This is a genomic window from Streptomyces lavendulae subsp. lavendulae (genome assembly GCF_002803845.1).
Taxonomy (GTDB): domain Bacteria; phylum Actinomycetota; class Actinomycetes; order Streptomycetales; family Streptomycetaceae; genus Streptomyces; species Streptomyces lavendulae.
The window spans coordinates 5,204,009-5,225,939 of the sequence record NZ_CP024985.1; the positions used below are offsets into that span (position 1 = coordinate 5,204,009).

Genomic DNA, 21,931 nt, shown 5'->3' on the forward strand with positions numbered 1-21,931 from the left:
CGCGGCCGGGCCCTTCGCGGGGCCCGGCCGTCGTACGGCTCACGCGGTGGCGAGCTCCGGGTGCCAGCGCCGGGCCACCTCCGGGTGCGCACGGACCCAGCCCTTGAGCTCGTTGCGGCCGTACTCCGCGTGCAGCGGGTTCGAGTCGTCCTGGGCGATGCCCGGCGCCGCGCGCAGGTAGTCCCCGGGGACGGTCTCCACGACCGCGTCCAGCCGGGGGTTGTAGAAGAACGGCACCGAGAACCGCTCCACCGCGCCCGGCGGGCTGACCACCCGGTGGTCGGTGGCCCGCAGGTACCCCTCGGTGGCGATCTCCAGCAGTTCGCCCAGGTTCACCACGAAGGCGCCCGGCAGTGGCGGGATGTCGACGTACGCGCCGTCCCGGACCACCTGGAGCCCGCCCACCGAGTCCTGCAGGAGCAGCGTCAGGAACCCGTAGTCCTTGTGCGCGCCCACCCCCTGGTCGGCGCCCGACGGCGCGGACCCGGGGTAGCGGATCAGCTTCGTGTGCAGGTGGGGGCGGTCCGCGAAGGCCGCGTCGAAGAAGTCCGCGGGGGCGCCGATCGAGACGAGCAGCTCCCGGAGCAGCCGGTGCGCCACCGCCGCCAGCCGCGTCTGCCAGTCCAGGACCACCTCCCGCAGCTCCGGCAGCGCCGCCGGCCACTGGTTGGGGCCCTCCAGCCACAGGTACGCCGGGTCGTCCGGCCCCAGCACCGGGGCCGGCCGCTCGGCGCCGACGTCGAGCTGGTCGCGCCAGTCCGAGGAGCCGCCCGTCAGCTCGTGCCCGATCCGGGTGTAGCCCCGGAAGTGCGGGGAGTTCAGATTGCTCACGGCGAGCCGGTCCGCCTCCGGCAGGGCGAAGAACGCCCTGGTCAGCTCCAGGATCCGGGCGGTTTCGGACGCGCCTATGCCGTGCCCGGTCAGGTACAGGAAGCCGGTGTCCCGGGCGGCCGCGTGCAGCTGCTTGAGGAAGTCGGCCCGCTCGGCCGGGTCGTCCGCCCGGGAGAGGTCGATGACGGCGAGCGACGACGACGAAGACGGCGAGGGCGACGGGGAGGCGGAGAGCGTGGAAGAAGAAGAGGAGGAGGGGTGCGCGGACGGCATGACGGCTCCGTTTCGGATGTCACGGGGTCCTGTGCCCCAAAGATGGCGGGGCAGCGGGTGGGAGCGTGCCGCCGGCAGGGATGGCGCCGGGGCGGCGGGGCCGCGTAGCAGGACCGAAGTCGGATCGGGGTGGATCAGGCTCGTGCGAGGTCCGGCGGCAGACAGCTCGTGGTGGTGACACGCATGTGGTCCACATGGCGGCGCTTCACGAGTAGAACGGTCATACGGTGAGGGTACGCCCGTACGTACCCCTCTCCGTACGGGTTGATCCGGCCTGGCCGGAGAGTGCCGCCCGGGGACCGGCTACGCTGGACCCGTGGCAGTCGTCGATGTTTCCGAAGAGCTGAAGTCCCTCTCCTCGACCATGGGGTCGATCGAGGCCGTCCTGGACCTCGACAAGCTGAGGGCAGATATCGCCGTGCTTGAGGAGCAGGCCGCCGCGCCGTCCCTGTGGGACGACCCGGAAGCCGCCCAGAAGATCACGAGCAAGCTTTCGCACCTCCAGGCAGAGGTCCGCAAGACCGAGTCCCTGCGCAACCGCATCGACGACCTCGCGGTGCTCTTCGAGCTCGCCCAGGAGATGGACGACGCGGACACCCTCGCCGAGGCCGAGGCCGAGCTGGTCTCCGTCCGCAAGGCGCTGGACGAGATGGAGGTCCGCACCCTGCTCTCCGGCGAGTACGCCGAGCGCGAGGCGCTGGTCAACATCCGTGCCGAGGCCGGCGGCGTCGACGCCTCCGACTTCGCCGAGCGCCTCCAGCGCATGTACCTGCGCTGGGCCGAGCGGCACGGCTACTCCACCGAGATCTACGAGACCTCGTACGCGGAAGAGGCCGGCATCAAGTCGACCACCTTCGTCGTCAAGGCCCCGTACGCCTACGGCACCCTCTCCGTCGAGCAGGGCACGCACCGCCTCGTGCGCATCTCGCCCTTCGACAACCAGGGCCGCCGCCAGACCTCCTTCGCCGGCGTCGAGGTCCTCCCGGTCGTCGAGACCAGCGACCACGTCGAGATCGACGAGACAGAGCTGCGCGTGGACGTGTACCGCGCCTCCGGCCCCGGCGGCCAGGGCGTCAACACGACCGACTCGGCCGTGCGCATCACGCACCTGCCGACCGGCATCGTCGTCTCCTGCCAGAACGAGCGTTCGCAGATCCAGAACAAGGCCAGCGCGATGAACGTGCTCCAGGCCAAGCTCCTGGAGCGCCGCCGTCAGGAGGAGCAGGCCAAGATGGACGCCCTCAAGGACGGCGGCAGCTCCTGGGGCAACCAGATGCGCTCCTACGTCCTGCACCCGTACCAGATGGTCAAGGACCTGCGCACGGAGTTCGAGGTCGGCAACCCGCAGGCGGTCCTCGACGGCGAGATCGACGGCTTCCTGGAGGCCGGCATCCGCTGGCGCAAGCAGCAGGAGCAGAGCGCGTAACGCCTCACGCGCGCAGTGAACGGAGAAGGGCCCGGACACCATCAGGTGTCCGGGCCCTTCGTCCTTACGTGTGATCGGGACGCGGCGTCGGCTACGCGGTCCGAGCCACCAACGCCAGTGCCGCCACCAGCGCCACCAGAAGCGCGATGAGCGTCACCGGATTCAGCCCGGCGAAGGGGCCCTCCTGCTGGAGGCGCTCCCGGTTCGCCCGGCACACAGGGCATCGGCCCTGGCTGACGGGTGCCGCGCAGTTCGCGCACACGAGCCGGTCATATGTCATGCGCTCCTCCTCTCGTCCCCTTCGTTAACGGCGTGGGGACCGAGTCCGTTCCCCCTACCACTGTGCCAGCTCCGCCGACATTCGGCGCGGCCCGTCCGGGCAATCGCGAAACCGCACCGCCGAGAGCCGGGATATATCGGGCAAGTGCGGATGCCGGGTCCCCACCTCGCGCCCGGTCGCGTATGGTCACGCACACCTACTCCCGGCGACCGTGGTGCACCCGTGATCCGATTCGACAACGTCTCCAAGTCCTACCCGAAGCAGAACCGTCCCGCACTCAGAGACGTCTCCCTGGACATCGCCAAGGGCGAGTTCGTCTTCCTGGTCGGCTCCTCCGGCTCCGGCAAGTCCACGTTCCTGCGGCTGGTCCTGCGCGAGGAACGGGCGAGCCACGGTCAGGTGCACGTCCTGGGCAAGGACCTCGCGAAGCTCTCCAACTGGAAGGTCCCGCACATGCGGCGCCAGCTGGGGACCGTCTTCCAGGACTTCCGTCTCCTGCCCAACAAGACGGTGGCCGAGAACGTCGCCTTCGCGCAGGAGGTGATCGGCAAACCGCGCGGCGAGATCCGCAAGGCCGTCCCGCAGGTGCTGGAGCTGGTCGGCCTCGGCGGCAAGGAAGGGCGGATGCCGGGCGAGCTCTCCGGCGGTGAGCAGCAGCGCGTCGCCATCGCCCGCGCCTTCGTCAACCGGCCCGCCCTGCTGATCGCGGACGAGCCGACGGGCAACCTCGACCCGCAGACCTCCGTCGGGATCATGAAGCTGCTGGACCGGATCAACCGGACCGGCACCACCGTGATCATGGCGACGCACGACCAGCAGATCGTCGACCAGATGCGCAAGCGCGTCATCGAACTCGAACAGGGCCGACTCGTGCGCGACCAGTCGCGCGGCGTCTACGGCTACCAGCACTGAAAGGTCCCCAGACGCCATGCGCGCCCAGTTCGTCATGTCGGAGATCGGCGTCGGCCTCCGCCGCAATCTCACCATGACCTTCGCGGTCATCATCTCCGTGGCCCTGTCGCTGGCCCTCTTCGGGGGCTCCCTCCTCATGCGCGACCAGGTCAGCGCGATGAAGGGGTTCTGGTACGACAAGGTCAACGTCACCGTCTACCTCTGCACCAAGAACGACGCCATCGACGCGGCGGGCGCCCCGGCCACCGCCGGAGCACCCGCCGCGGGCGGCGGCAAGCCCTGCTCGAAGGGGGCGGTGACCCCGGAGCAGAAGCAGGGCATCGAGACCGAGCTCAAGAAGATGGCGCTCGTCCAGACCGTCATGTACGAGTCCTCGGACGAGGCCTACAAGCACTACAAGGAGCGCTTCGGGCACACGGCGCTCGCCTCGGTGGTCACCCCGGACCAGATGCCGGACTCCTTCCGGGTCAAGCTGCGCAACCCGGAGAAGTACGCGGTCATCACCTCCGCCTTCGCGGGCCGCGACGGGGTCCAGTCGGTCGCCGACCAGAGCAGCGAGCTCGACAACCTCTTCGCCCTGCTCGGCACCCTCAACTGGGCGGCGCTCGGCATCATGCTGATCATGCTGATCGTGGCCCTGCTGCTGATCGTCAACACGGTGCGCGTCTCGGCGTTCAGCCGTCGGCGGGAGACCGGCATCATGCGGCTGGTGGGCGCCTCCGGCTTCTACATCCAGGTGCCGTTCATCATGGAGGCGGCCGTGGCCGGCCTCATCGGCGCGGGCCTCGCCTGCGGCATGCTCGGCGCGGGCCAGTACTTCGTCATCGACCACGGCATCGCGCTCCGCGACAAGCTCCAGCTGATCAACTTCATCGGCTGGGACGCCGTCCTCACCAAGCTCCCCCTGGTCCTGGTGATCGGCCTCCTGATGCCCTCCCTGGCGGCGTTCGTGGCGCTGCGCAAGTATCTGAAGGTTTGACGCCCTCCCCCTCCACCCAGGAGGGGGATTCCCGGCTCACGCTGCTGGGCGGACCGGCGGTCCGCCCAGTCTTCCGCGACGGCGCCGGCCGGGTCGAGACCTGCCCGGACGAGCATCACGCGTGCGGAGTTCTTGTCCCTGGGGGAGACGGCTCCGCACGCGGTGCACGTGTAGGTACGTTCCGACAGCGGCAGGGCGTGCTTGGTTCTCGCTCCGCACCGTCCGCAGTCCATGGTGGTGTGCGCCGGGTCCACGAGGTGGACGATCCGGCCGTGCTTGCGCGCCATGTTGATCAGCTCGCTCTTGGCGGACGCGATCGCCGCGTCGGCCGCCTTGCGCGCCATGGTGGACTTCGCGAGGAACTTGAGCCGGAAATTCTCCACCGCGAGCCGGTCGAAGTCCCTCACTACCTGCTTGGCCCATTTACGGGCAGTGTCCTGGCGCTGACGGACGGCCTTCTTGTGAGCCTTCGCCGCTTGCCGCTTCGCTGTTCGGTAGCCCTTCGAGGCCGCCTGCCCGCGCCCGGGCATACGGCGGGCCATCATCCGCTGATAGCGCGCCAACCGGTCGGCTGCTTTCTTCCCGTGTCCGGGGTGGGGGAGGTCGTGGGCGTCGCTCGTTGTCGTGGCGAGGTCCCGCACGCCCCAGTCGATACCGATCGCCTCGCCGGTTCCGGCGAGCGGCAGCGTTTCGGCGCGGACGACGAAGGAGGCGTACCAGTGCCCGAGGCTGTCCCGGTAGACGCGCACGCTGGAGGGATCAGACGGCAGTCTTCGCGACCACACCACCGTCAAAGCGATGCCGCCCGCCAGGTACAACCGTCCGTCCTTCAAACGGAAGCCGCGTCGGGTGTAGTTGAGCGACGGGTCCGTCCGGTCCTTCTTTTTGAGCCTGGGCATGCCCGCCCGTCGCCGCAGTGGCAACCGCGCCTTGATGTCCTTCAACGCTTTGGCCCTGGAAGCGGCGAAATCCCGGACAGCCTGCTGCTGAGGCACACTCCCACCTGCGCCCAGCCACTCATGCCCGGCGCGCCAGCCGGTCAGCATCCTGTCGAGTCCGGCAGGCCCGCATTTCTCTCCGGATCGGTGCGCCGCACGGGATGTGGCGACGCACTGGTTCCACACCCAGCGGCAGCGGTCCGCTTCATCGAGCAGAGCCGACAGCGCGGTGGACGAGACGCGCAGCCGGAAGGTGAACCGGGCGTGCCCCGTCTCGCGAATCCCCGTCGCCGTGGTCATGGCGCAAACCTAGAGCGGTGTCCTGCTTGCAGCCCGGGAACCTCGACACTCCACCCGAACGAGTGACCGACTGCACTGTGCGCTGTTCGTCAACCAGCCGTACCACGGCGGGGCTTGTCCTAGACTCGGCGCCATGCCGGGTCTGCCCGCTCTCTGTCTCCGGCCCCGCGACCTGCGTCGCGGGGCCGTTCTGACGTTGCTCTTCCTCGCCTCCGTGGGTGCCGGGGCGGGCACCGGTTCCTGGGTGCCCGAGGAGACGGAGGACGCCCGGCCGCTCACCCTCACCGGGACCCCCTTACCCTCCCCGCGCCAGAGCGGGACCGCGGACCGGGAGGCCGTCGCCCGCGCCGCCGCCGAGGCCGTCGCCGAGGGCAAGTCCGGCAAGAAGGCCGCCCAGGAGGTGGTCAGCCGCAGCGGAGACCGCTGGGGCACCGTCTACGACCAGGGCGAGTACGCGGCCTTCGCCGAGGACCTCGACGGCCGCTGGACCGGGGTGGGCCTGTGGACCGGACGCCGCCACGACGGCGTCATCGAGGTCGAACGGGTCCAGCCCGACAGCCCCGCCGCCCGCGCCGGACTGCGCGCCGGGGACCGGCTGCTGAGCGTGGACGGCCACGGCGTGACCGGGCTTCCCGTGGCCGACGTGGTGGCGCTGCTGCGCGGTGAGGCCGGCACCCCGGCGGTGCTCGGCCTCAGCCGGGACGGCGCCGGTCTCACCGAGACCCTGCGGCGGGAGCGGCTGCGCGCCGAGCCCGTCACCGTGCGCAGGCTCCCGGACGGCATCACCGTGATCAAGGTGGCCTCCTTCACCCGGGGGTCGGGGGAGCGGGTGCGCGACGCCGTCCGCGCGGCCCCGCCCGGCGGCGGGGTGATGCTGGACCTGCGCGGCAACCCGGGGGGCCTGGTCGCGGAGGCGGTGACGGCGGCCTCCGCGTTCCTGGACGGCGGGCTCGTCGCGACGTACGACGTACGGGGCTCCGAGCGCGCCCTGTACGCCGCCCCGGGCGGGGACACGGACCGCCCCCTGGTGGCCCTGGTCGACGGCGGCACGATGAGCGCGGCCGAGCTGGTCACGGGCGCCCTCCAGGACCGGGGCCGGGCCGTCACCGTAGGCTCGCGCACCTTCGGCAAGGGCTCGGTGCAGATGCCCACCGAGCTCCCGGACGGCTCGGTGGCGGAGCTGACGGTGGGCACGTACCGCACCCCGGCGGGCCGCAGCCTCGACGGCGGGGGCATCACCCCGGACCTGACGGCGGCGGGGGACGGCGCGGAGGAGCGGGCGCGCACGGTATTGGGTGGCACCGGGGTGGGTCCGTAGTGCGAAAATGACCGCACTATGGCTAAGGAAAAAGGGCGCAAGCTGATCGCCCAGAACAAGAAGGCGCGGCACGACTACACGATCATCGACACCTACGAGTGCGGGATCGTGCTCACGGGCACCGAGGTCAAGTCCCTGCGCCAGGGCCGGGCCTCGCTGGTGGACGGATTCGTGTCGGTCGAGGGCCGCGAGGTGTGGATGTACAACGTCCACGTGCCGGAGTACAGCCAGGGCACCTGGACCAACCACAGCGCGCGGCGCAAGCGCAAGCTCCTCATGCACCGGGAGGAGATCGACAAGCTGGAGCGCAAGGCGGACGAGTCGGGTCACACGGTCGTGCCGCTGGCCCTGTACTTCAAGGACGGCCGCGCGAAGGTGGAGATCGCGCTGGCGAAGGGCAAGAAGGAGTACGACAAGCGGCAGACCCTGCGGGAGAAGCAGGACACCCGTGAGACGAACCGCGCCATCTCGGCGATCCGCCGCAAGCAGCGGGGTACGGTTTAATCTCCTGGCACGCGGTGGTCCACTTCGCGTACCATGGCGTCAGCGCCTCCCGCTCGCGGGTGGAGCAGCTTGTTAACAAAACATGGGGATGATCGGTTTCGACAGCGGATGTCGATGCAGGGGAAGCGAGCCGAGGAAGCGGCAATGATCTCGCTAACCACATGTCGCAAACAATAATCGCCAACTCCAAGAGCGATAACTCCCGCTTCACCCTCGCTGCCTAATAACAGTGAGCTGAAGCCTCTGTGAGGAGCGTCAGCCCGGAAGTGGTCCCGGTCCGGATCCTGGCGTCAACAAGGGATCTAAACCTCTAGCCCCGGTCACGGGGGTTGGAGGGAAATCAAACAGTGACTGAGCCCGTCGGAGACTTGTCCGTGTGATCTCCGGGGCTGAGAAAAGCGCAGCGGACTGCGCTCGGAGAAGCCCTGCTTCTGCACCGTTGGACGCGGGTTCGATTCCCGCCATCTCCACTCATCCCATGTGGGCGAAGGCCCCGCAGCCGGTTGGCTGCGGGGCCTTCGGCTTTCCCGCCCGGTCCGAGCCGGTGGGCTCGTGCGACGTCAGTCCGAGTAGTGGTACCGGGCTTTGAGGATCTTCACTTCCTTGTCGTCGGCCCGGTAGACGAGACGGTGCTCGTCGTCGATCCGGCGGGACCAGTAGCCCGTCAGGTCACCCTTGAGGGGTTCGGGCTTTCCGATGCCCGCGAACGGAGAGCTCTGGATCTCGCCGATCAGGCGGGTGATCCGCCTGGCCATCTTGCGGTCCGCCCCGAGCCAGAACAGGAAGTCCTCCCAGGCGTCCGGGTCGAAGTGGACGCTCCTCACTCGTCACCGGCCAGGGCCTGGAGTTCCTCCATGCTCTTCGTAACGCTCGCGATCCCTTCCCTGTCGCGGGCGACGGCTTCCATCAGCCGGCGGGCGTTCGCGGGAGAGCGCAGCAGGTAGACCGTCTCCTGCCAGGAGTCGTAGTCGGCGGCCGACATGAGGACCGCGTCCCCGTTCTTGGAGCTGATGCGCACGGGTACGTGGTCGTCGTTGACGCGCTCGATGAGGGGGAACAGGGTCTTGCGTGCCTCGCTGGCGCTTATGGGCATCGGCCGCCTCCAACTCGTGATGGTACGACCTTATGGTACTGGTCTCGTACCGCATTGTGGTACAGATCTGGCTGTCGGGCCCTCGACGGGGACAGGCCCCCCAGCCGGGGGCTGAGGGGCCTGCGTCAGACGGTGGCGAGGATCAGCAGAACGGGACCTGGTTGAGGTTCTCGGCGTAGCGGGCGGCGATCCAGCCGGAGCCGTCGGCGAGCTTGTACCAGATCGAATTGCCCTCGACCGTCTCGCCGTTGACCTTGCACTGGAGGGCCACGGTCTCGCCGCGCAGGACCTTGCCCCGGTGCTCGTAGCCGGTGCCGGGGCCGGAGCGGACGCCGAGGCCGTTGCCGGTGGTGACGATGCGGGCCTTGGGGGCGCCGTGGCCGGGCTTACTGGGTTTGCCGGGCTTACTGGGCTTGCCGGGCTTGTCGTGGCCGGGCTTTCCGGGCTTGCCCGGCTTGTCGTGGTGGGCGTCGCACTTCTTGCAGTGACCGGGCTTGCCGGTGTCGCCCTTCTCGCCCTTCGGGCCCTGGGGTCCGCGGTCGCCCTTCGGGCCCTGTGGGCCGCGGGGGCCGGCGGGGCCCGTCTTGCCCTGGTCGCCGTGCTCGCCCTTCGGGCCGCGTTCGCCCCGGTCCCCCTTGTCGCCCTTCGGGCCGCCCGCCGGGCCCTGGTCCCCCTTCTTCCCCTTGGGTCCGCGTTCGCCCTGGTCGCCGCGTTCACCCTTGGGGCCGCGTTCCCCCTGGTCGCCGCGTTCGCCCTTCTCTCCGCGTTCGCCCTGGTCTCCCTTGTCGCCCTTGGGGCCCGGGCGGCCCGGCTTGCCGTGGTGGCCCGGCCTCCCGTCGTGGCCGTCGTGGCCCGGCTTTCCGTCGTCGCCCTTCGGGCCGGTCACCGGGGTGGCGACGGCGAAGAGGGCGGGGGCCTCGTTGCCGGTGGCCCACTCGCCGCCGTCGAGCGTCGTGCCCTGTGGGGCGTCGGCGTCCACCCGCAGGGACACCGCCAGCCGCGTCAGCGCGTTCGCCGGGAAGGCGAACCCCGCGCGGGTGCCGGCCTCGCAGGTCAGCAGGCGCGCGTCGGAGGACCGGGTGCAGGAGCCGCCCGCCCGCTGGCCGTTCCAGTAGAACCGGGCCTCGGGGAAGGTGGTCCGCTCCGGGGCGGTGATGCGGAAGCTCGTGCTGCGGGCCGCGTCCTCCCCGTTCGAGGCGGCGATGACCACGCGGCCCGTCGCGCCGGGGGCGATCGAGGGGACGTACGGCTGGGAGAGCCGCAGGTGCGAGGAGTCGGCGGCCAGGGCGGGTGCGGTCGGCACCAGGCAGGAGGCGGTGACGGCCGCGACGAACAGGGCGGCCGAGACGGAACGGGAAGCAGGCAAGGGGGGTTCCTCCGCGAAGGGAAGGGCGCTGGGAAGACCCCCCAGTTATTGCGGATCGCGCGCGCCGGTCGTGAGTACCACGCGGGTACGGTCACTCGGGCGCCGGACAAAGAGGGCAAACAGGGCGGCCATGGCCGGGAGGGCGTACGCGGTCGTCGTCCCCAGGTGGTCGACGGCCAGACCGGCCGTGGCGGAGCCGGCGGCAATCCCCGCCAGGATCGCGGTGACCGCGAGGGTCATGCCCTCGTTGAGGCGGCCCTCCGGCGTCACGGCCTGCACCCGGGACATGGCCGTCACCATCACCGGGGCCGTGGCCGTCCCCGCCAGCAGCAGGGCCCCGGCCAGCAGCGGCAGCGAGCCCGTGGCCGCCGCAGCCCAGGGCAGCGTCATCGCGCCGGCCAGTGCGGCCAGGCAGGCCCGCAGGCTCCGGGGTCGCAGGGTCCCGTAGAGCAGTCCGGCCGCGCAGGAACCCGCCGCCTGGAGCGCGAGTACGGGGCCGCTCGCGGCGCCGAGCCCCAGCCCGGCGAGATGGGCGACCGAGGTGACCTCCATCGACCCGAACACCACCCCGGTGGCGAGGAACAGGGCGAGCAGCGGGAACAGCGCGCGCACCGGGGAGGGGCCGCCGACGGAGCGGCGCCCGGCCGGCGGGGGCTCGGTGGCGCGGTGCGCGGTGAAGACGAGCATGCCGGTGAGGAGCAGCGCCGCCCCGGTGAGGGTGCCCGCCTCGGGGAAGACGGAGGTGCACAGCAGGGCCGCGAGGACCGGGCCCAGCAGGTAGCAGAGCTCGTCGGCGGCCTGCTCGAAGGACATCGCCGTGTGGTGCGCCTCCCGGGGCAGCAGATGGGTCCAGCGGGCCCGGGAGAGGCCGCCGATGTTGGGGGTCGTCGCGGTGGCCGCGTAGGAGGCGAACAGGGTCCAGGCGGGGGCTCCGGTGCGCACGCAGACGACCAGGCAGAGCGAGCCGAGGGCCGCGATCACGGTCGCCGGCACCGCGATCCGGGCCTGGCCGTGGCGGTCGACCAGCCGGGCCGTCCACGGCGCGACCACGGCGGTGGCGGCCAGCCCCGTCGCGGTGACCGCGCCGGCGAGGGCGTACGAGCCGCGCTGTCCGGCGATCATCATGACCGCGCTGATCCCGAACATCCCCATGGGGAGGCGGGCGAGGAGGTTCCCGGCGGTGAAGCCGCGGGTGCCGGGGAGGGCGAAGAGGCGGGCGTACGGGCCGCGGGTACGGGCGGGGGAGGGGCGGACGGGGGCGGGGGCGGAGGCGGAGGCGGGGGTGGAGGTGGGGGCGGCCAGGACCAGGGTGCTGCCGGTCACGGCCATCAGCGGGGTTCTCTGCGGCATGCCCCGATCCTGTGGCCGGGCCCGTACGGCGGTCCAACACCTGTTCCGGGGCCATTCACACACCCGTGTTGTCAATCCGCGTTGTTAGTCTCCGCGGGTGAACTCCCGTGACGTCGACCCCCGGCTGCTGCGCGGCTTCCTCGCCGTGGCCGAGGAGCTGCACTTCTCCCGCGCCGCCGCCCGGCTCTACGTCGCCCAGCAGGCCCTGAGCCGCGATGTGCGCCGCCTCGAACAGGCACTGGGCTCAGCGCTGTTCGTCCGCACCACCCGGGCGGTGGAACTCACCCTCGACGGGGAGAGGCTGGTGCCCCACGCCCGCGAGGTGCTGCGCGCCCACGAGGAGCTGGCCGCCGCCTTCGCGGGTCCGCCCCGGGCCCTGCTCGTCGACGTCAACACCGACGGGCCCGGCACCGGCCGCCGGGTCCTGGAGCACGCCCGCGAACTCGCCCCCGGCTGCGAGCTGATGGCCCGCTTCGAGAGCGGGCTCACCCACGCCGCCGCCGAGATCGCCGCCGGCCGGCTCGACGTCTCCTTCGGGTACGCGGCCGGGCTGGCCCCCGCGCTGCGCTCCCGCCTCGCCCACCGGCCCGTCCGCTACGAACCCCTCGCCGTACTGCTGCCCGAGGACCACGCCCTGGCCGGCCGCGCCGAGGTGCCGCTGGCCGCGCTGGCCGGGGAGAGCGTGTACGCGGGCGCCGGGAACCCGCGGACCCTGGAGTGGACCGGGCTGGCCCGCGAGCTGTTCGCCGGGCGGGGCATCGCGCTGGCGCCGCCCGCGCCGGTGGCGGTGGGCAAGGAGGAGTTCGGGCGGGTGATGGCCAAGACCCGTACCCCGGTCCTGGCGACCGTCGACTTCGTCGAACTGCCCGGCTGCGTGAAACGGCCCCTGGTGGACCCCGTACCGCTGTCCCCGCTCGCCCTGGTGTGGCGCCGGGACCTGCGCCATCCCGGCCTGGACGCCCTCCAGCGGGCGGCCGAGGGCCTCGCCGCCGCGCACGGCTGGCTGGACGTCCCCGCGGGCAGCTGGCTCCCGGCGGCGCTCACACCGGGCGCCGCCCCCGGGTGAGCGGGAGGTTTCCCGCCGGTCATCCGGCGGGGACCGGGGCCGAAACGGGCCGTTCCTACCGTCGTTCCCAGGACGCGACAGCCGGGGAGGCGTGTGATGACCCGTACCACCGCACCACGCGAGGGGGGCCGCTGGATCCAGCGGTGGGACCCCGAGGACGAGACGTTCTGGCGGGAATCGGGCGAGCGGATCGCCCGCCGCAACCTCCTCTACTCGGTCTTCTCCGAGCACATCGGCTTCTCCATCTGGTCCCTGTGGTCCGTGATGGTGCTCTTCATGGGCCCCGGCTACGGGATCGACCCGGCCGGCAAGTTCTTCCTCATCGCCACCGCCACCTGCGTCGGCGCCCTGGTCCGGATCCCCTACACCTTCGCCGTCGCCCGCTTCGGCGGCCGCAACTGGACCGTCGTCAGCGCCCTGCTGCTGCTCGTGCCGACCGTGGCCGCCCTGGTGGTCATGGAGCCCGGCACCCCGTACGGGACCTTCCTGGCCGTGGCCGCGCTCACCGGCGTCGGCGGCGGCAACTTCGCCTCCTCCATGACCAACATCAACGCCTTCTTCCCGCTCCGCAAGAAGGGCTGGGCGCTCGGCCTCAACGCGGGCGGCGGGAACATCGGCGTCCCCGTCGTCCAGCTCGCCGCGCTCCTCGTCATCGCCACCGCCGGGGCCGGACACCCGCGCCTGCTGCTCGCCGCCTACCTCCCGCTGATCGTGGCGGCGGCCGTGCTGGCCCTCGTACGCATGGACAACCTGGCACCCGTGCGCGCCGACGCGGGCGCCGTACGGGAGGCGGCCCGCCAGCCCCACACCTGGATCATGGCCTTCCTCTACGTCGGCACCTTCGGCTCCTTCATCGGCTACGGCTTCGCCTTCGGGCTGGTCCTGCAGACCCAGTTCGGGCGCACCCCGCTCCAGGCCGCCTCGATGACCTTCCTCGGCCCGCTGCTCGGCTCCCTGTCCCGGCCCGTGGGCGGGGCGCTCGCGGACCGGTTCGGCGGGGCGCGGATCACCCTCGCCGCCTTCGTGGCGATGGCCGCGGCCACCGGGGTGGTGGTCCTGGCCTCCGTACGCGAGTCCCTGCCCGTGTTCCTGGCCGGCTTCGTCGCCCTCTTCGCGCTCAGCGGGGCCGGCAACGGCTCCACCTACAAGATGATCCCGGGGATCTTCCACGCCAAGGCCCTGGCCCGGGGCCTGGAGGGCGAGGAGGCGGCCGCGTACGGGCGGCGGATCTCCGGGGCCGCCATGGGCCTGACCGGCGCCGTGGGGGCGCTCGGCGGGCTCGGCATCAACCTGGTGTTCCGCCGGGCCTTCCAGGACTCCGGCTCCGGAACGGCCGCCTTCGTCACCTTCCTCGCCTTCTACGCGGCGTGCTGCGCCGTCACCTGGGCGGTATACCTTCGCCGGCCGCGGCAGCAGACCCCGGCCGCCCCCGGAGCCCCGGGAGCCCCCGGCACCACGGCGAAGGCGCAGCTCACCTCCGTGTGACGCACCTGCGGTGCCGGGTGCGTTACGGCACCGAAATACGGCGGAACCGAGCCCGACACGACCCCTTGACAGGCTCGGTCCCGCGACGTGACACCCGCCCGGACCCCGGGCGGAACGGCAGCCGAGGCAGGTCACCCACGATGGACGAAGCAACGCACGGCCCCCTGGCGGGCTTCACCGTCGGCGTGACCGCCGCCCGGCGCGCCGACGATCTGATCGCCCTGCTGCGCCGGCGCGGCGCGAGCGTGGTGCACGCGCCCGCGCTGCGGATCGTTCCCCTCGCCGACGACGGCGAGCTGATGGCCGCCACCAAGGAACTCATCGACAGCCCGCCGGACGCGGTCGTCGCGACCACCGCCATCGGGTTCCGGGGCTGGATCGAGGCCGCCGACGGCTGGGGCATCGGCGAGGGGCTGCTGGAGCGGCTGCGCACCGCCGAACTGCTGGCGCGCGGACCCAAGGTGAAGGGGGCCGTACGGGCCGCGGGGCTGGTGGAGGACTGGTCGCCGGGGTCCGAGTCGCTCGCCGAGGTGCTGGACCGGCTGCTGTCCGGCGGGGTCGCGGGGCGGCGGATCGCGCTGCAGCTGCACGGGGAGCCGCTGCCCGGGTTCGTGGAGGCGCTGCGCGCGGGCGGGGCCGAGGTGGTGCCGGTGCCGGTGTACCGGTGGATGCCGCCGCAGGACCTCGCGCCGCTGGACCGGCTGCTGGACGCGGTCGCCGTCGGGGCGCTGGACGCCGTCAGCTTCACCTCGGCGCCCGCCGCGGCCTCGCTGCTGTCCCGGGCCGGGGAACGGGGGCTGCGGGAGGCCGTCGTGGAGGCGCTGCGCGGGCCGGTGCTCAGCGCCTGCGTCGGGCCCGTGACGGCGCTGCCGCTCCAGGCCGAGGGGGTACCCACCGTGGCGCCGGAGCGGTTCCGGCTGGGACCGCTGGTGCAGCTGCTCTGCCAGGAACTCCCCGGCCGGGCCCGGGTGTTGCCGGTCGGGGGCCACCGGCTGGAGATCCGGGGCCGGGCGGTGCTCGTCGACGGCGCCCTGCGGCCGGTGCCGCCCGCCGGGATGGCGCTGCTGGCGGCCCTCGCCCGGCGCCCGGGGTGGGTGGTGTCGCGGGCGGAACTGCTGCGGGCGCTGCCGGGGGCGGGGCGCGACGAGCACGCCGTGGAGACCGCGATGGCCCGGCTGAGGGCGGCGCTGGGGGCGCCGAAGCTGGTCCAGACGGTGGTCAAGCGGGGGTACCGGCTGTCGCTGGACGCCGGGGAGTGCGGAGGCGGTGCTTCCGCCCGCTGAGGGGGTGCGCCGCGCCGAGGGGGTCGGTTAGCGTGCTCGGATGATCATTGACGGAGTGGAGATGAGGGGCGTCACGGTCGACGACGCCGCCGCGCTGGCCGACGTGGTGACCCGCAACCGGGAGGCCATGAAGCCCTACGAGCCCTTCCGGCGCGAGGAGTTCTACACGGAGGCGGGCCAGCGGGCCCGGATCGAGGCGCTGCTCGCGGAGCGCGAATCCGGCCTCACCCTCCCGTTCCTGCTGGTCGCGGGCGGGACCCCGGTCGGCTCGATCAACCTCGGCTCCATAGCCCTCGGCCCCCTGCGCAGCGGCGGCATCGGCTACTGGGTCGACCGGGACTGGCACGGCAAGGGCCTGGCCACCGCCGCCGTCGAGGAGGTCTGCCGGATCGCCCGCGAGGAGGTCGGCCTGCACCGGATCGAGGCCGGGACCCTGCTCGACAACTACGCCTCCCAGCGGGTCCTGGCCAAGACCGGCTTCACCGAGTTCGGCGTCGCCCCCCGCTACCTCCACATCAACGGCGCCTGGCGCGACCACCGCCTCTTCCAGCGCCTCCTGCACGACGACCCGCCGCCGATGTAACGCACGGGGGCTTCGGTTCGGGGGGTTCCGCAACGCACGTGGCGACGGCACTCTGGGGAGGCGACCCACGGGGGCCCACGGCGACCGAGGCGGTGACCGGCATGTGGTTCGACTCCGGGCGGGTCTGTCTTGACCTGCTGGCCACCTCCGCGCCCCACGGGGACGCGGAGGGCATCGGTGACACCGACGAGCTGAGGCTGTGGCTGGTCGGCGCCGGACTGGTGCCCGACCGGACCCCGCTCGCCCGGCTGGGGCCCGACTGGGTGGCCGCCTTCCGCCGGCTGCGCGCCGACGTGGACACCCTCGTACGGGCCGCCCTGGCCGGGGCCGGCCCCGAGGAGGGCGCCCTCGCCCGGGTCAACGCGGCGGCCGCCGGGCCGCCCCCGGGCCTGTGCGCCGTACGGGACCGGGAGGGGCACCTGGTACGGGAGTTGTGCGGCGGGGTCGAGTGCGCGGGGCTCCTGGCGGCGGTGGCCCGGGACGCGGTGGAACTCCTCACCGACCCCGGCGACCTGGCCCTGCTGCGCACCTGCGAGGGCGACGGCTGCGCCCGCGTCTACCTCGACACCTCCCGGGGCCACCGCCGCCGCTGGTGCTCCAGCGAACTGTGCGGCAACCGCGAACGCGTGGCCCGCCACCGCAGGCGCGTCCGCACGGCGGTGGGCGCGGGGGAGGGGTAGGGCGGGGGCCGGGGTCGGGCGCCCGCGGCGCGGGCCCGCCATCTCCCCCTCGACCCCGCGTGGCCGCCCGGCGCCTGCCCACCGGCCTCCCGGGTGCGGGCGGGGGCTGGGGAGGGGCTCGGCTCTGGCGGCTCGCGGAGACCCGGCAGGGGCTGCGCTGCGGCGGGATCCGTGCTGGTCCGCGTCAGGGAGGGTTTGGGGGTTTCCCGTCAGTCTCATCGTCTCTCCGCGTCGGGCCGGTCCCTCAAGGGCGCTCCTTCGTCGCGTCGCTTCGCGATGGCCTTCGGCCACCCTTGACCGACCGACCCGCCACGGAAATCCGAAGACTGCCGGGAAACCCCCAAAAGAACGGTCCACGGGTTCATGAGCGAGGGACGGGCATCGCAGCGATGTGCGAGCCCTCTCCGCCCAGTCCCCCATACCGGCCCCGAACAGCCATCGGCCCGAGGCCCGGGGCGGCCCAGACCACCCGACACGACGACCACAACGACCAACGGACCCCAGGACGCGTCAGATCGCTACGCGCTTCGCACGGCATGGCGTCCGACGGCCGTCCGGGGCTGATATCCGCACACAGCGGCTTTCCCACTCCTTTGATACTTTGGAGGGGTGTCTGAGACGACGTACGGAATCGGCGAGGGCCCTGCCGCCAGGGTGAGCCTGTCGCTGCCCGAAGGCACGGCCGAGGCGATCCGCGCTCGCGTGGGCAAGCGGGAGTTCTCCGCCTTCGTCACCGCGGCGGTGGAACGAGAGCTGCGGGGCCAGATCCTGGACGAGTACCTGGCCGACTACGAGCAGCGGCGCGGCCCCCTGTCCCCCGAATCCCAGCAAGCGGCACGGCGGGTCTTCGACGAGGTCTTTGCGGAGGACGGGGAATGGCCCGCCGCAAGCTGACCCACGAGGGGACCTTGCTCCTGGACAGCGAGGGACTGTCGAAACTGCTGGACGACGAAGAACCGGTGGTTGCCCTCGTCGCCGAGGCGCGCAGTCGTGGCATGGAAGTCGTGATCTGCGCGTTGACGATCATCGAGGCCGTACACGCGTGTACGAACAAGGCGCGCTTGAGCTGGATCCTCTCCGGCGTGCGCGTCACCTCCGTGGGAGACGAAGAAGCCCGTGCCGCGTCCGCCCTCCTGATGGAGTCGGGCCTCCACGGCCACAAGTACGCCATCGACGCGACTGTCGCAGAAGCCGCCTTGCGCCAGCGCCGCCCCGTCGTCCTCCTGACCTCCGACGTCGACGACATGACGAAGCTGTGCGGCGACCGGATCCACATCGTCGGCGTCTGACACGGCGGCGGTCTAGGCGTCGAACTCGTACTCCAGGACGTAGGAGGCGGAGTCCAGGGTCATCTCGTTGACTTCGACGGCCCGACCGCCCTCGGCGAACGCGGTGCGGACGATCTGGACGACCGGTGTGCCCAGCGAAAGGGAGAGGCGCTCGGCTTCGTCGGCCGAAGGCATCCGACAGCGGATCTCCTCACGGAAGTGAACGGGCTCGTGGCCCAGTTCGGCCAGCCGGGCGTACGTTCCACCGGGGCCGGTGTCGGCCCGCGTGATGGCGGAGTCGGCGACCACGTCGGACGGCAGGTACGACGTCGCGAAGAGGACGGGCTTGCCGTCGAGCACGAAACGGCGGCTGCGCACCCACACCCGGGACCCGGCGGAGAGGCCGAGAGCGTCGGCGAGGCGGCCGACCGCCTCCTCCCGTACCTCGACCCGGTTGACGACGAGTTCCCGGTCCTCGGTGTCGGCGGACCAGACGGAGCGCCCCGAGCCCCACCGCTCCCGCGCCAGCCGCTCGATGCCCCGGCGCCGCAGGGGCTTGAACGTCCGCACGAAGACCCCTCCGTCCTGCGCTTGTGCGAGGCCTTCGCTCTGGAGCACTCCGAGGGCCTGACGGGCGGTCATCCTGGCGACGTCGTAGGTGGCCATGAGGTCGTTCTCACCCGGCAGGCGGTCGCCCGGGCCGTATTCACCCGACTGGACGGCCGTCCTCAGCGCATCAGCGATCCGCTGGTACTTCGGCTGGCCGGTGCTGCCCTGGCTGGTCATCGAACCGATCACTCCTTCCGCTGCCCGGCCGTGTGCCGGCCGGCTGGGAGCGGTTCCCCGACTCCTTCGAAACGGTGTCCCTTGATTGAGTACCCAGGACGGGCCGCAGACGCCGCGGAATGAGGAGCGCGTAGCGATCTGGCGCGTCCGGGGGCTCCGCAGGGCGCTCTGGTCGTCCTTTGGCGCGGGTAGCAGCCCCGGACGGCCGGCGGACGCCATGCCGTGCGAAGCGCGTAGCGATCTGGCGCGCGTGGGGCCCGTTGGTCGCTGTGGTCGTCGTATCGGGCGGTTGGGGCGGCCCGGGCCGAGGGCCGATGGAATGTCGGGCCGGAATGCGGGACTGGGCGGAGGCGGGTCTCGCTTCGCTGAGGTGCCCGCTCCTCCCTCTCCTCCCCGTGGACCGTTCTTTTGGGGGTTTCCCGGCAGTCTTCGGATTTCCGTGGCGGGTCGGTCGGTCAAGGGTGGCCGAAGGCCATCGCGGAGCGACGCGACCGAAGGGAGCGCCCTTGAGGGACCGGCCCGACGCGGAGAGACGATGAGACTGACGGGAAACCCCCAAGCCCTCCCTGACGCGGACCAGCACGGATCCCGCCGGGGCGCAGCCCCCGCCCGCACCCGGGAGGCGGGTGGGCAGGCGCCGGGCGGCCACGCGGGGTCGAGGGGGATGGCGGGCCCTCGCCGTGGGCGCCCCGTGCCCCCCCGCTCCGTACCCGTACGTATCCGTGCGATTCGTCCGGCGCGCGGAACCGGCGTGCGGACAGGGCCTGGGTTCGCGTACGGTTGACGGTCGCCCATGCACGTCAGAAGGGGGCCTTGGTGGCCGCGCAGAATGCCGCTGTCGACAGCACGGCGGATTCCGTCCGCGATCGGGAGATCGCGGCCGAGCAGACGCATCTCGATCAGGTGTACCGACGCCTTGAGGAGAAGATCCACGAGGCCGAGTTCCTGATGAACGACGCCGCCAAGCGGGGGCAGGTCGGTACACCCGGCGCCCTCGCCGAGCGCGACGCGCAGGTCTTCCGCGCCGGGATCCACCTCAACCGGCTGAACAACGAGTTCGAGGACTTCCTCTTCGGCCGCATCGACCTCGTGCTGGGGAAGGACGGCGAGCGCGGCCCCGACGGCGCGTACACCTCCGTCGAGCCCGCCGACGACGCGATCCGCCCCGACCTCACCGCCGAGATCGCCGAGACCCTGCACATCGGGCGGATCGGCGTGCTCGACACCGACTACGCGCCGCTCGTCATCGACTGGCGCGCCCCGGCGGCCGCGCCCTTCTACCGCTCCACCCCCAAGGACCCCGGCCGCGTCGTGCGCCGCCGGGTGATCCGCTCCAAGGGCCGCAAGGTGCTCGGCGTCGAGGACGACCTGATGCGCCCCGAGCTGACCGCCACCCTGGACGGCAAGGAGCTGCCCGCCATCGGCGACGGCGCCCTGATGGCCGCGCTCGGGCGGGCCCGTACGCACTCCATGCGGGACATCGTCTCCTCCATCCAGGCCGAGCAGGACCTGGTGATCCGGGCGCCCGCCGCCTCCGTCGCGGAGGTCGCCGGCGGGCCCGGCACCGGGAAGACGGCCGTCGCCCTGCACCGGGCCGCGTACCTGCTCTACCAGGACCGGCGGCGCTACTCCGGCGGCATCCTGATCGTCTCCCCGACCCCCCTGCTCGTCGCCTACACCGAGGGCGTCCTGCCCTCCCTCGGCGAGGAGGGCCAGGTCGCCATCCGCGCGCTGGGCTCCCTCGTCGACGGGGCCGAGGCGACGACGTACGACGACCCGCCGGTGGCGCGGATCAAGGGCTCCTCCCGGATGCTCAAGGTGCTCCGCAAGGCCGTGCGCGGCGCGCTGGAGCTCGGGAACGCCCCCGAGCGGCTGCGCGTCGTGGCCTTCGGGCGGCGCCAGGAGCTGGAGGCCCCCGAGCTGGAGCGGATCCGCCAGACCGTGCTCAGCGGCACCGCCCCGGTGAACCTGCTGCGCCCGCGCGCCCGCAGGCTGCTGCTCGACGCCCTCTACGCGAAGTCCGGCCAGTCGGGCCGGCACAGCGATCCGGAGCTGGCGGCGGAGCTGCGTTCCGCGTTCGACGAGGACATCTCCTCCGAGGACGACTTCATCTCCTTCCTGAACGCCTGGTGGCCGGAGCTGACCCCGCGCAAGGTGCTGGCCGCCATGGCGGACGAGCGGCGCCTGGGCCGCTGGTCGCGCCGGGACCTGAACCCCCGCGAGACCCGCCAGCTGGCCCGTTCGCTGCGCCGGGTGGGCCCGGACGGCAAGGGGCCCCTGTCGGTGCACGACGTGGCCCTGCTGGACGAGCTGCACCAGCTGCTCGGCGCGCCCGCGCGCCCGAAGCGCAAGCGGGAGATGGACCCGCTCGACCAGCTCAGCGGGCTGGAGGAGCTGATGCCGACCCGCGAGGAGACCCAGTGGGAGCGGGCCGAGCGGATCGCGGCCGAGCGCACCGAGTACGCGCACGTGATCGTGGACGAGGCCCAGGACCTGACGCCGATGCAGTGGCGGATGGTGGGCCGGCGCGGCCGGTCGGGCACCTGGACGGTGGTCGGCGACCCGGCCCAGTCCTCGTGGACGGACCCCGAGGAGGCGGCCGCCGCCCGTGACGAGGCCCTGGGGCGCCGCCCGCGCAGGCGGTTCACCCTGACCGTGAACTACCGCAACCCGGCCGAGGTGGCCGAGGTGGCCTCCCGGGTGCTGAAGCTGGCGGCGCCCGGCATGGAGCCGCCGACCGCGGTGCGCTCCACCGGCCTGGAGCCCCGTTTCGCGGCGGCCGGGGAGGACCTGGGCGCGGCGGTCCGGGAGGAGACGCGGCGGCTGCTGGAGCAGGTGGACGGCACGGTCGGCGTGGTCGTGGCCATGGACCGGCGCGCGGAGGCCGCGGGCTGGCTCGCGGACCTCGGCGGGCGGGCGGTGGCGCTGGGCAGCCTGGAGGCCAAGGGACTGGAGTACGACGCCACGGTGGTGGTCTCCCCGGCGGAGATCGCCGAGGAGTCCCCGGCGGGCCTGCGGGTGCTCTACGTGGCCCTGACGCGTGCGACGCAGCAGCTGACGGTGGTCTCGGCGGCGGGCGACCGGGCGGGCGAGGACGGCGTGCCGGAGCTGCTGCGGCCCTGACGGGTCCGGGTGGGGCCGGATGGCCCGCGGCCAGGCGCGTGAGCCGGGAGACCGACTCGTGGGAGGGGGGATCACATCCGGCGATCC

Annotated in this window: 20 protein-coding genes, 1 other RNA gene and 1 pseudogene; 14 read left to right on the top strand and 8 right to left on the bottom strand. The window is 72.4% G+C overall.

Annotated elements, in window-relative coordinates; translation table 11 throughout:
* Positions 1 to 39: 39 nt before the first annotated feature.
* On the bottom strand, positions 40 to 1,104 hold the full coding sequence (locus tag SLAV_RS23025; protein WP_234333932.1) for an isopenicillin N synthase family dioxygenase: 1,065 nt from the start codon (positions 1,102 to 1,104) through the stop codon (positions 40 to 42).
* A gap of 316 nt (positions 1,105 to 1,420) precedes the next feature.
* Between SLAV_RS23025 and prfB the strand changes: the two genes are divergently transcribed.
* Complete coding sequence (gene prfB / locus SLAV_RS23030) at positions 1,421 to 2,530, top strand: peptide chain release factor 2 (RefSeq protein ID WP_030240484.1); 1,110 nt, start codon at positions 1,421 to 1,423, stop codon at positions 2,528 to 2,530.
* A 91-nt stretch (positions 2,531 to 2,621) separates the two neighbouring features.
* On the opposite strand, the gene SLAV_RS23035 is transcribed toward prfB, so the two are convergent.
* Entirely contained in the window at positions 2,622 to 2,810 is a 189-nt protein-coding gene (locus SLAV_RS23035) for a hypothetical protein (protein WP_030240481.1), read from the bottom strand.
* Between the two features lie 222 nt (positions 2,811 to 3,032).
* On the opposite strand from SLAV_RS23035, the gene ftsE reads away from it, so the two are divergent.
* Entirely contained in the window at positions 3,033 to 3,722 is a 690-nt protein-coding gene (gene ftsE, locus SLAV_RS23040) for a cell division ATP-binding protein FtsE (RefSeq protein WP_030240478.1), read from the top strand.
* Positions 3,723 to 3,738: 16 nt separating this feature from the next.
* Positions 3,739 to 4,701, top strand: coding sequence for a permease-like cell division protein FtsX (gene ftsX, locus SLAV_RS23045; protein ID WP_030240471.1), 963 nt, complete (start codon positions 3,739 to 3,741; stop codon positions 4,699 to 4,701).
* A 17-nt stretch (positions 4,702 to 4,718) separates the two neighbouring features.
* On the opposite strand, the pseudogene SLAV_RS23050 reads toward ftsX, so the two are convergent.
* A pseudogene (locus SLAV_RS23050) lies at positions 4,719 to 5,939 on the bottom strand (RNA-guided endonuclease InsQ/TnpB family protein); the annotation flags it as partial.
* A gap of 133 nt (positions 5,940 to 6,072) precedes the next feature.
* On the opposite strand from SLAV_RS23050, the gene SLAV_RS23055 reads away from it, so the two are divergent.
* The 3 genes from SLAV_RS23055 (at position 6,073) to ssrA (ending at position 8,234) form a co-directional block, all read left to right on the top strand.
* Entirely contained in the window at positions 6,073 to 7,257 is a 1,185-nt protein-coding gene (locus tag SLAV_RS23055) for a S41 family peptidase (RefSeq protein ID WP_030240468.1), read from the top strand.
* An 18-nt stretch (positions 7,258 to 7,275) separates the two neighbouring features.
* Positions 7,276 to 7,761, top strand: coding sequence for an SsrA-binding protein SmpB (gene smpB, locus SLAV_RS23060; protein ID WP_030240466.1), 486 nt, complete (start codon positions 7,276 to 7,278; stop codon positions 7,759 to 7,761).
* Positions 7,762 to 7,845: 84 nt separating this feature from the next.
* Positions 7,846 to 8,234: a transfer-messenger RNA gene (gene ssrA, locus SLAV_RS23065) on the top strand.
* An 87-nt stretch (positions 8,235 to 8,321) separates the two neighbouring features.
* Here ssrA and SLAV_RS23070 read toward each other — a convergent pair.
* From SLAV_RS23070 to SLAV_RS23095, 4 genes are all read right to left on the bottom strand, one after another.
* Entirely contained in the window at positions 8,322 to 8,585 is a 264-nt protein-coding gene (locus SLAV_RS23070) for a Txe/YoeB family addiction module toxin (RefSeq protein ID WP_030240465.1), read from the bottom strand.
* The gene (locus SLAV_RS23075) at positions 8,582 to 8,854 is read right to left on the bottom strand and encodes a type II toxin-antitoxin system Phd/YefM family antitoxin (RefSeq protein ID WP_030240463.1); all 273 of its coding nucleotides are present in this window, start codon (positions 8,852 to 8,854) and stop codon (positions 8,582 to 8,584) included. The genes SLAV_RS23070 and SLAV_RS23075 overlap by 4 nt, the downstream gene beginning before the upstream one ends.
* A gap of 142 nt (positions 8,855 to 8,996) precedes the next feature.
* On the bottom strand, positions 8,997 to 10,220 hold the full coding sequence (locus SLAV_RS41830; RefSeq protein WP_051841488.1) for an SH3 domain-containing protein: 1,224 nt from the start codon (positions 10,218 to 10,220) through the stop codon (positions 8,997 to 8,999).
* Between the two features lie 45 nt (positions 10,221 to 10,265).
* Positions 10,266 to 11,570, bottom strand: a complete 1,305-nt coding sequence (locus tag SLAV_RS23095) for an MFS transporter (protein ID WP_391470831.1) — start codon at positions 11,568 to 11,570, stop codon at positions 10,266 to 10,268.
* A 97-nt stretch (positions 11,571 to 11,667) separates the two neighbouring features.
* Between SLAV_RS23095 and SLAV_RS23100 the strand changes: the two genes are divergently transcribed.
* From SLAV_RS23100 to SLAV_RS23130, 7 genes are all read left to right on the top strand, one after another.
* Positions 11,668 to 12,636: a LysR family transcriptional regulator gene (locus tag SLAV_RS23100; protein ID WP_030239199.1), complete on the top strand. Its 969-nt coding sequence runs from the start codon at positions 11,668 to 11,670 to the stop codon at positions 12,634 to 12,636.
* 96 nt (positions 12,637 to 12,732) lie between these two features.
* Complete coding sequence (locus SLAV_RS23105; protein WP_030239198.1) at positions 12,733 to 14,121, top strand: nitrate/nitrite transporter; 1,389 nt, start codon at positions 12,733 to 12,735, stop codon at positions 14,119 to 14,121.
* A gap of 140 nt (positions 14,122 to 14,261) precedes the next feature.
* Positions 14,262 to 15,404 carry a uroporphyrinogen-III synthase gene (locus SLAV_RS23110; protein WP_030239197.1) on the top strand — a complete coding sequence of 381 codons (1,143 nt, stop codon included), beginning with the start codon at positions 14,262 to 14,264 and terminating at the stop codon, positions 15,402 to 15,404.
* A gap of 40 nt (positions 15,405 to 15,444) precedes the next feature.
* A complete protein-coding gene (locus SLAV_RS23115; RefSeq protein ID WP_030239195.1) occupies positions 15,445 to 15,987 on the top strand; it encodes a GNAT family N-acetyltransferase in 543 nt (180 codons plus the stop codon).
* A gap of 101 nt (positions 15,988 to 16,088) precedes the next feature.
* Positions 16,089 to 16,667 carry a CGNR zinc finger domain-containing protein gene (locus SLAV_RS23120; RefSeq protein ID WP_030239194.1) on the top strand — a complete coding sequence of 193 codons (579 nt, stop codon included), beginning with the start codon at positions 16,089 to 16,091 and terminating at the stop codon, positions 16,665 to 16,667.
* Positions 16,668 to 17,276: 609 nt separating this feature from the next.
* The gene (locus SLAV_RS23125; protein WP_030239192.1) at positions 17,277 to 17,561 is read left to right on the top strand and encodes a hypothetical protein; all 285 of its coding nucleotides are present in this window, start codon (positions 17,277 to 17,279) and stop codon (positions 17,559 to 17,561) included.
* Entirely contained in the window at positions 17,543 to 17,956 is a 414-nt protein-coding gene (locus tag SLAV_RS23130) for a hypothetical protein (RefSeq protein WP_030239189.1), read from the top strand. Before SLAV_RS23125 ends, SLAV_RS23130 begins: the two co-directional genes overlap by 19 nt.
* A gap of 12 nt (positions 17,957 to 17,968) precedes the next feature.
* Here SLAV_RS23130 and SLAV_RS23135 read toward each other — a convergent pair whose 3' ends face one another.
* Positions 17,969 to 18,721: a GntR family transcriptional regulator gene (locus SLAV_RS23135; protein WP_030239187.1), complete on the bottom strand. Its 753-nt coding sequence runs from the start codon at positions 18,719 to 18,721 to the stop codon at positions 17,969 to 17,971.
* Between the two features lie 816 nt (positions 18,722 to 19,537).
* Between SLAV_RS23135 and SLAV_RS23140 the strand changes: the two genes are divergently transcribed.
* Positions 19,538 to 21,844, top strand: a complete 2,307-nt coding sequence (locus SLAV_RS23140; protein ID WP_030239185.1) for a HelD family protein — start codon at positions 19,538 to 19,540, stop codon at positions 21,842 to 21,844.
* The last annotated feature ends 87 nt before the right edge of the window (positions 21,845 to 21,931 follow it).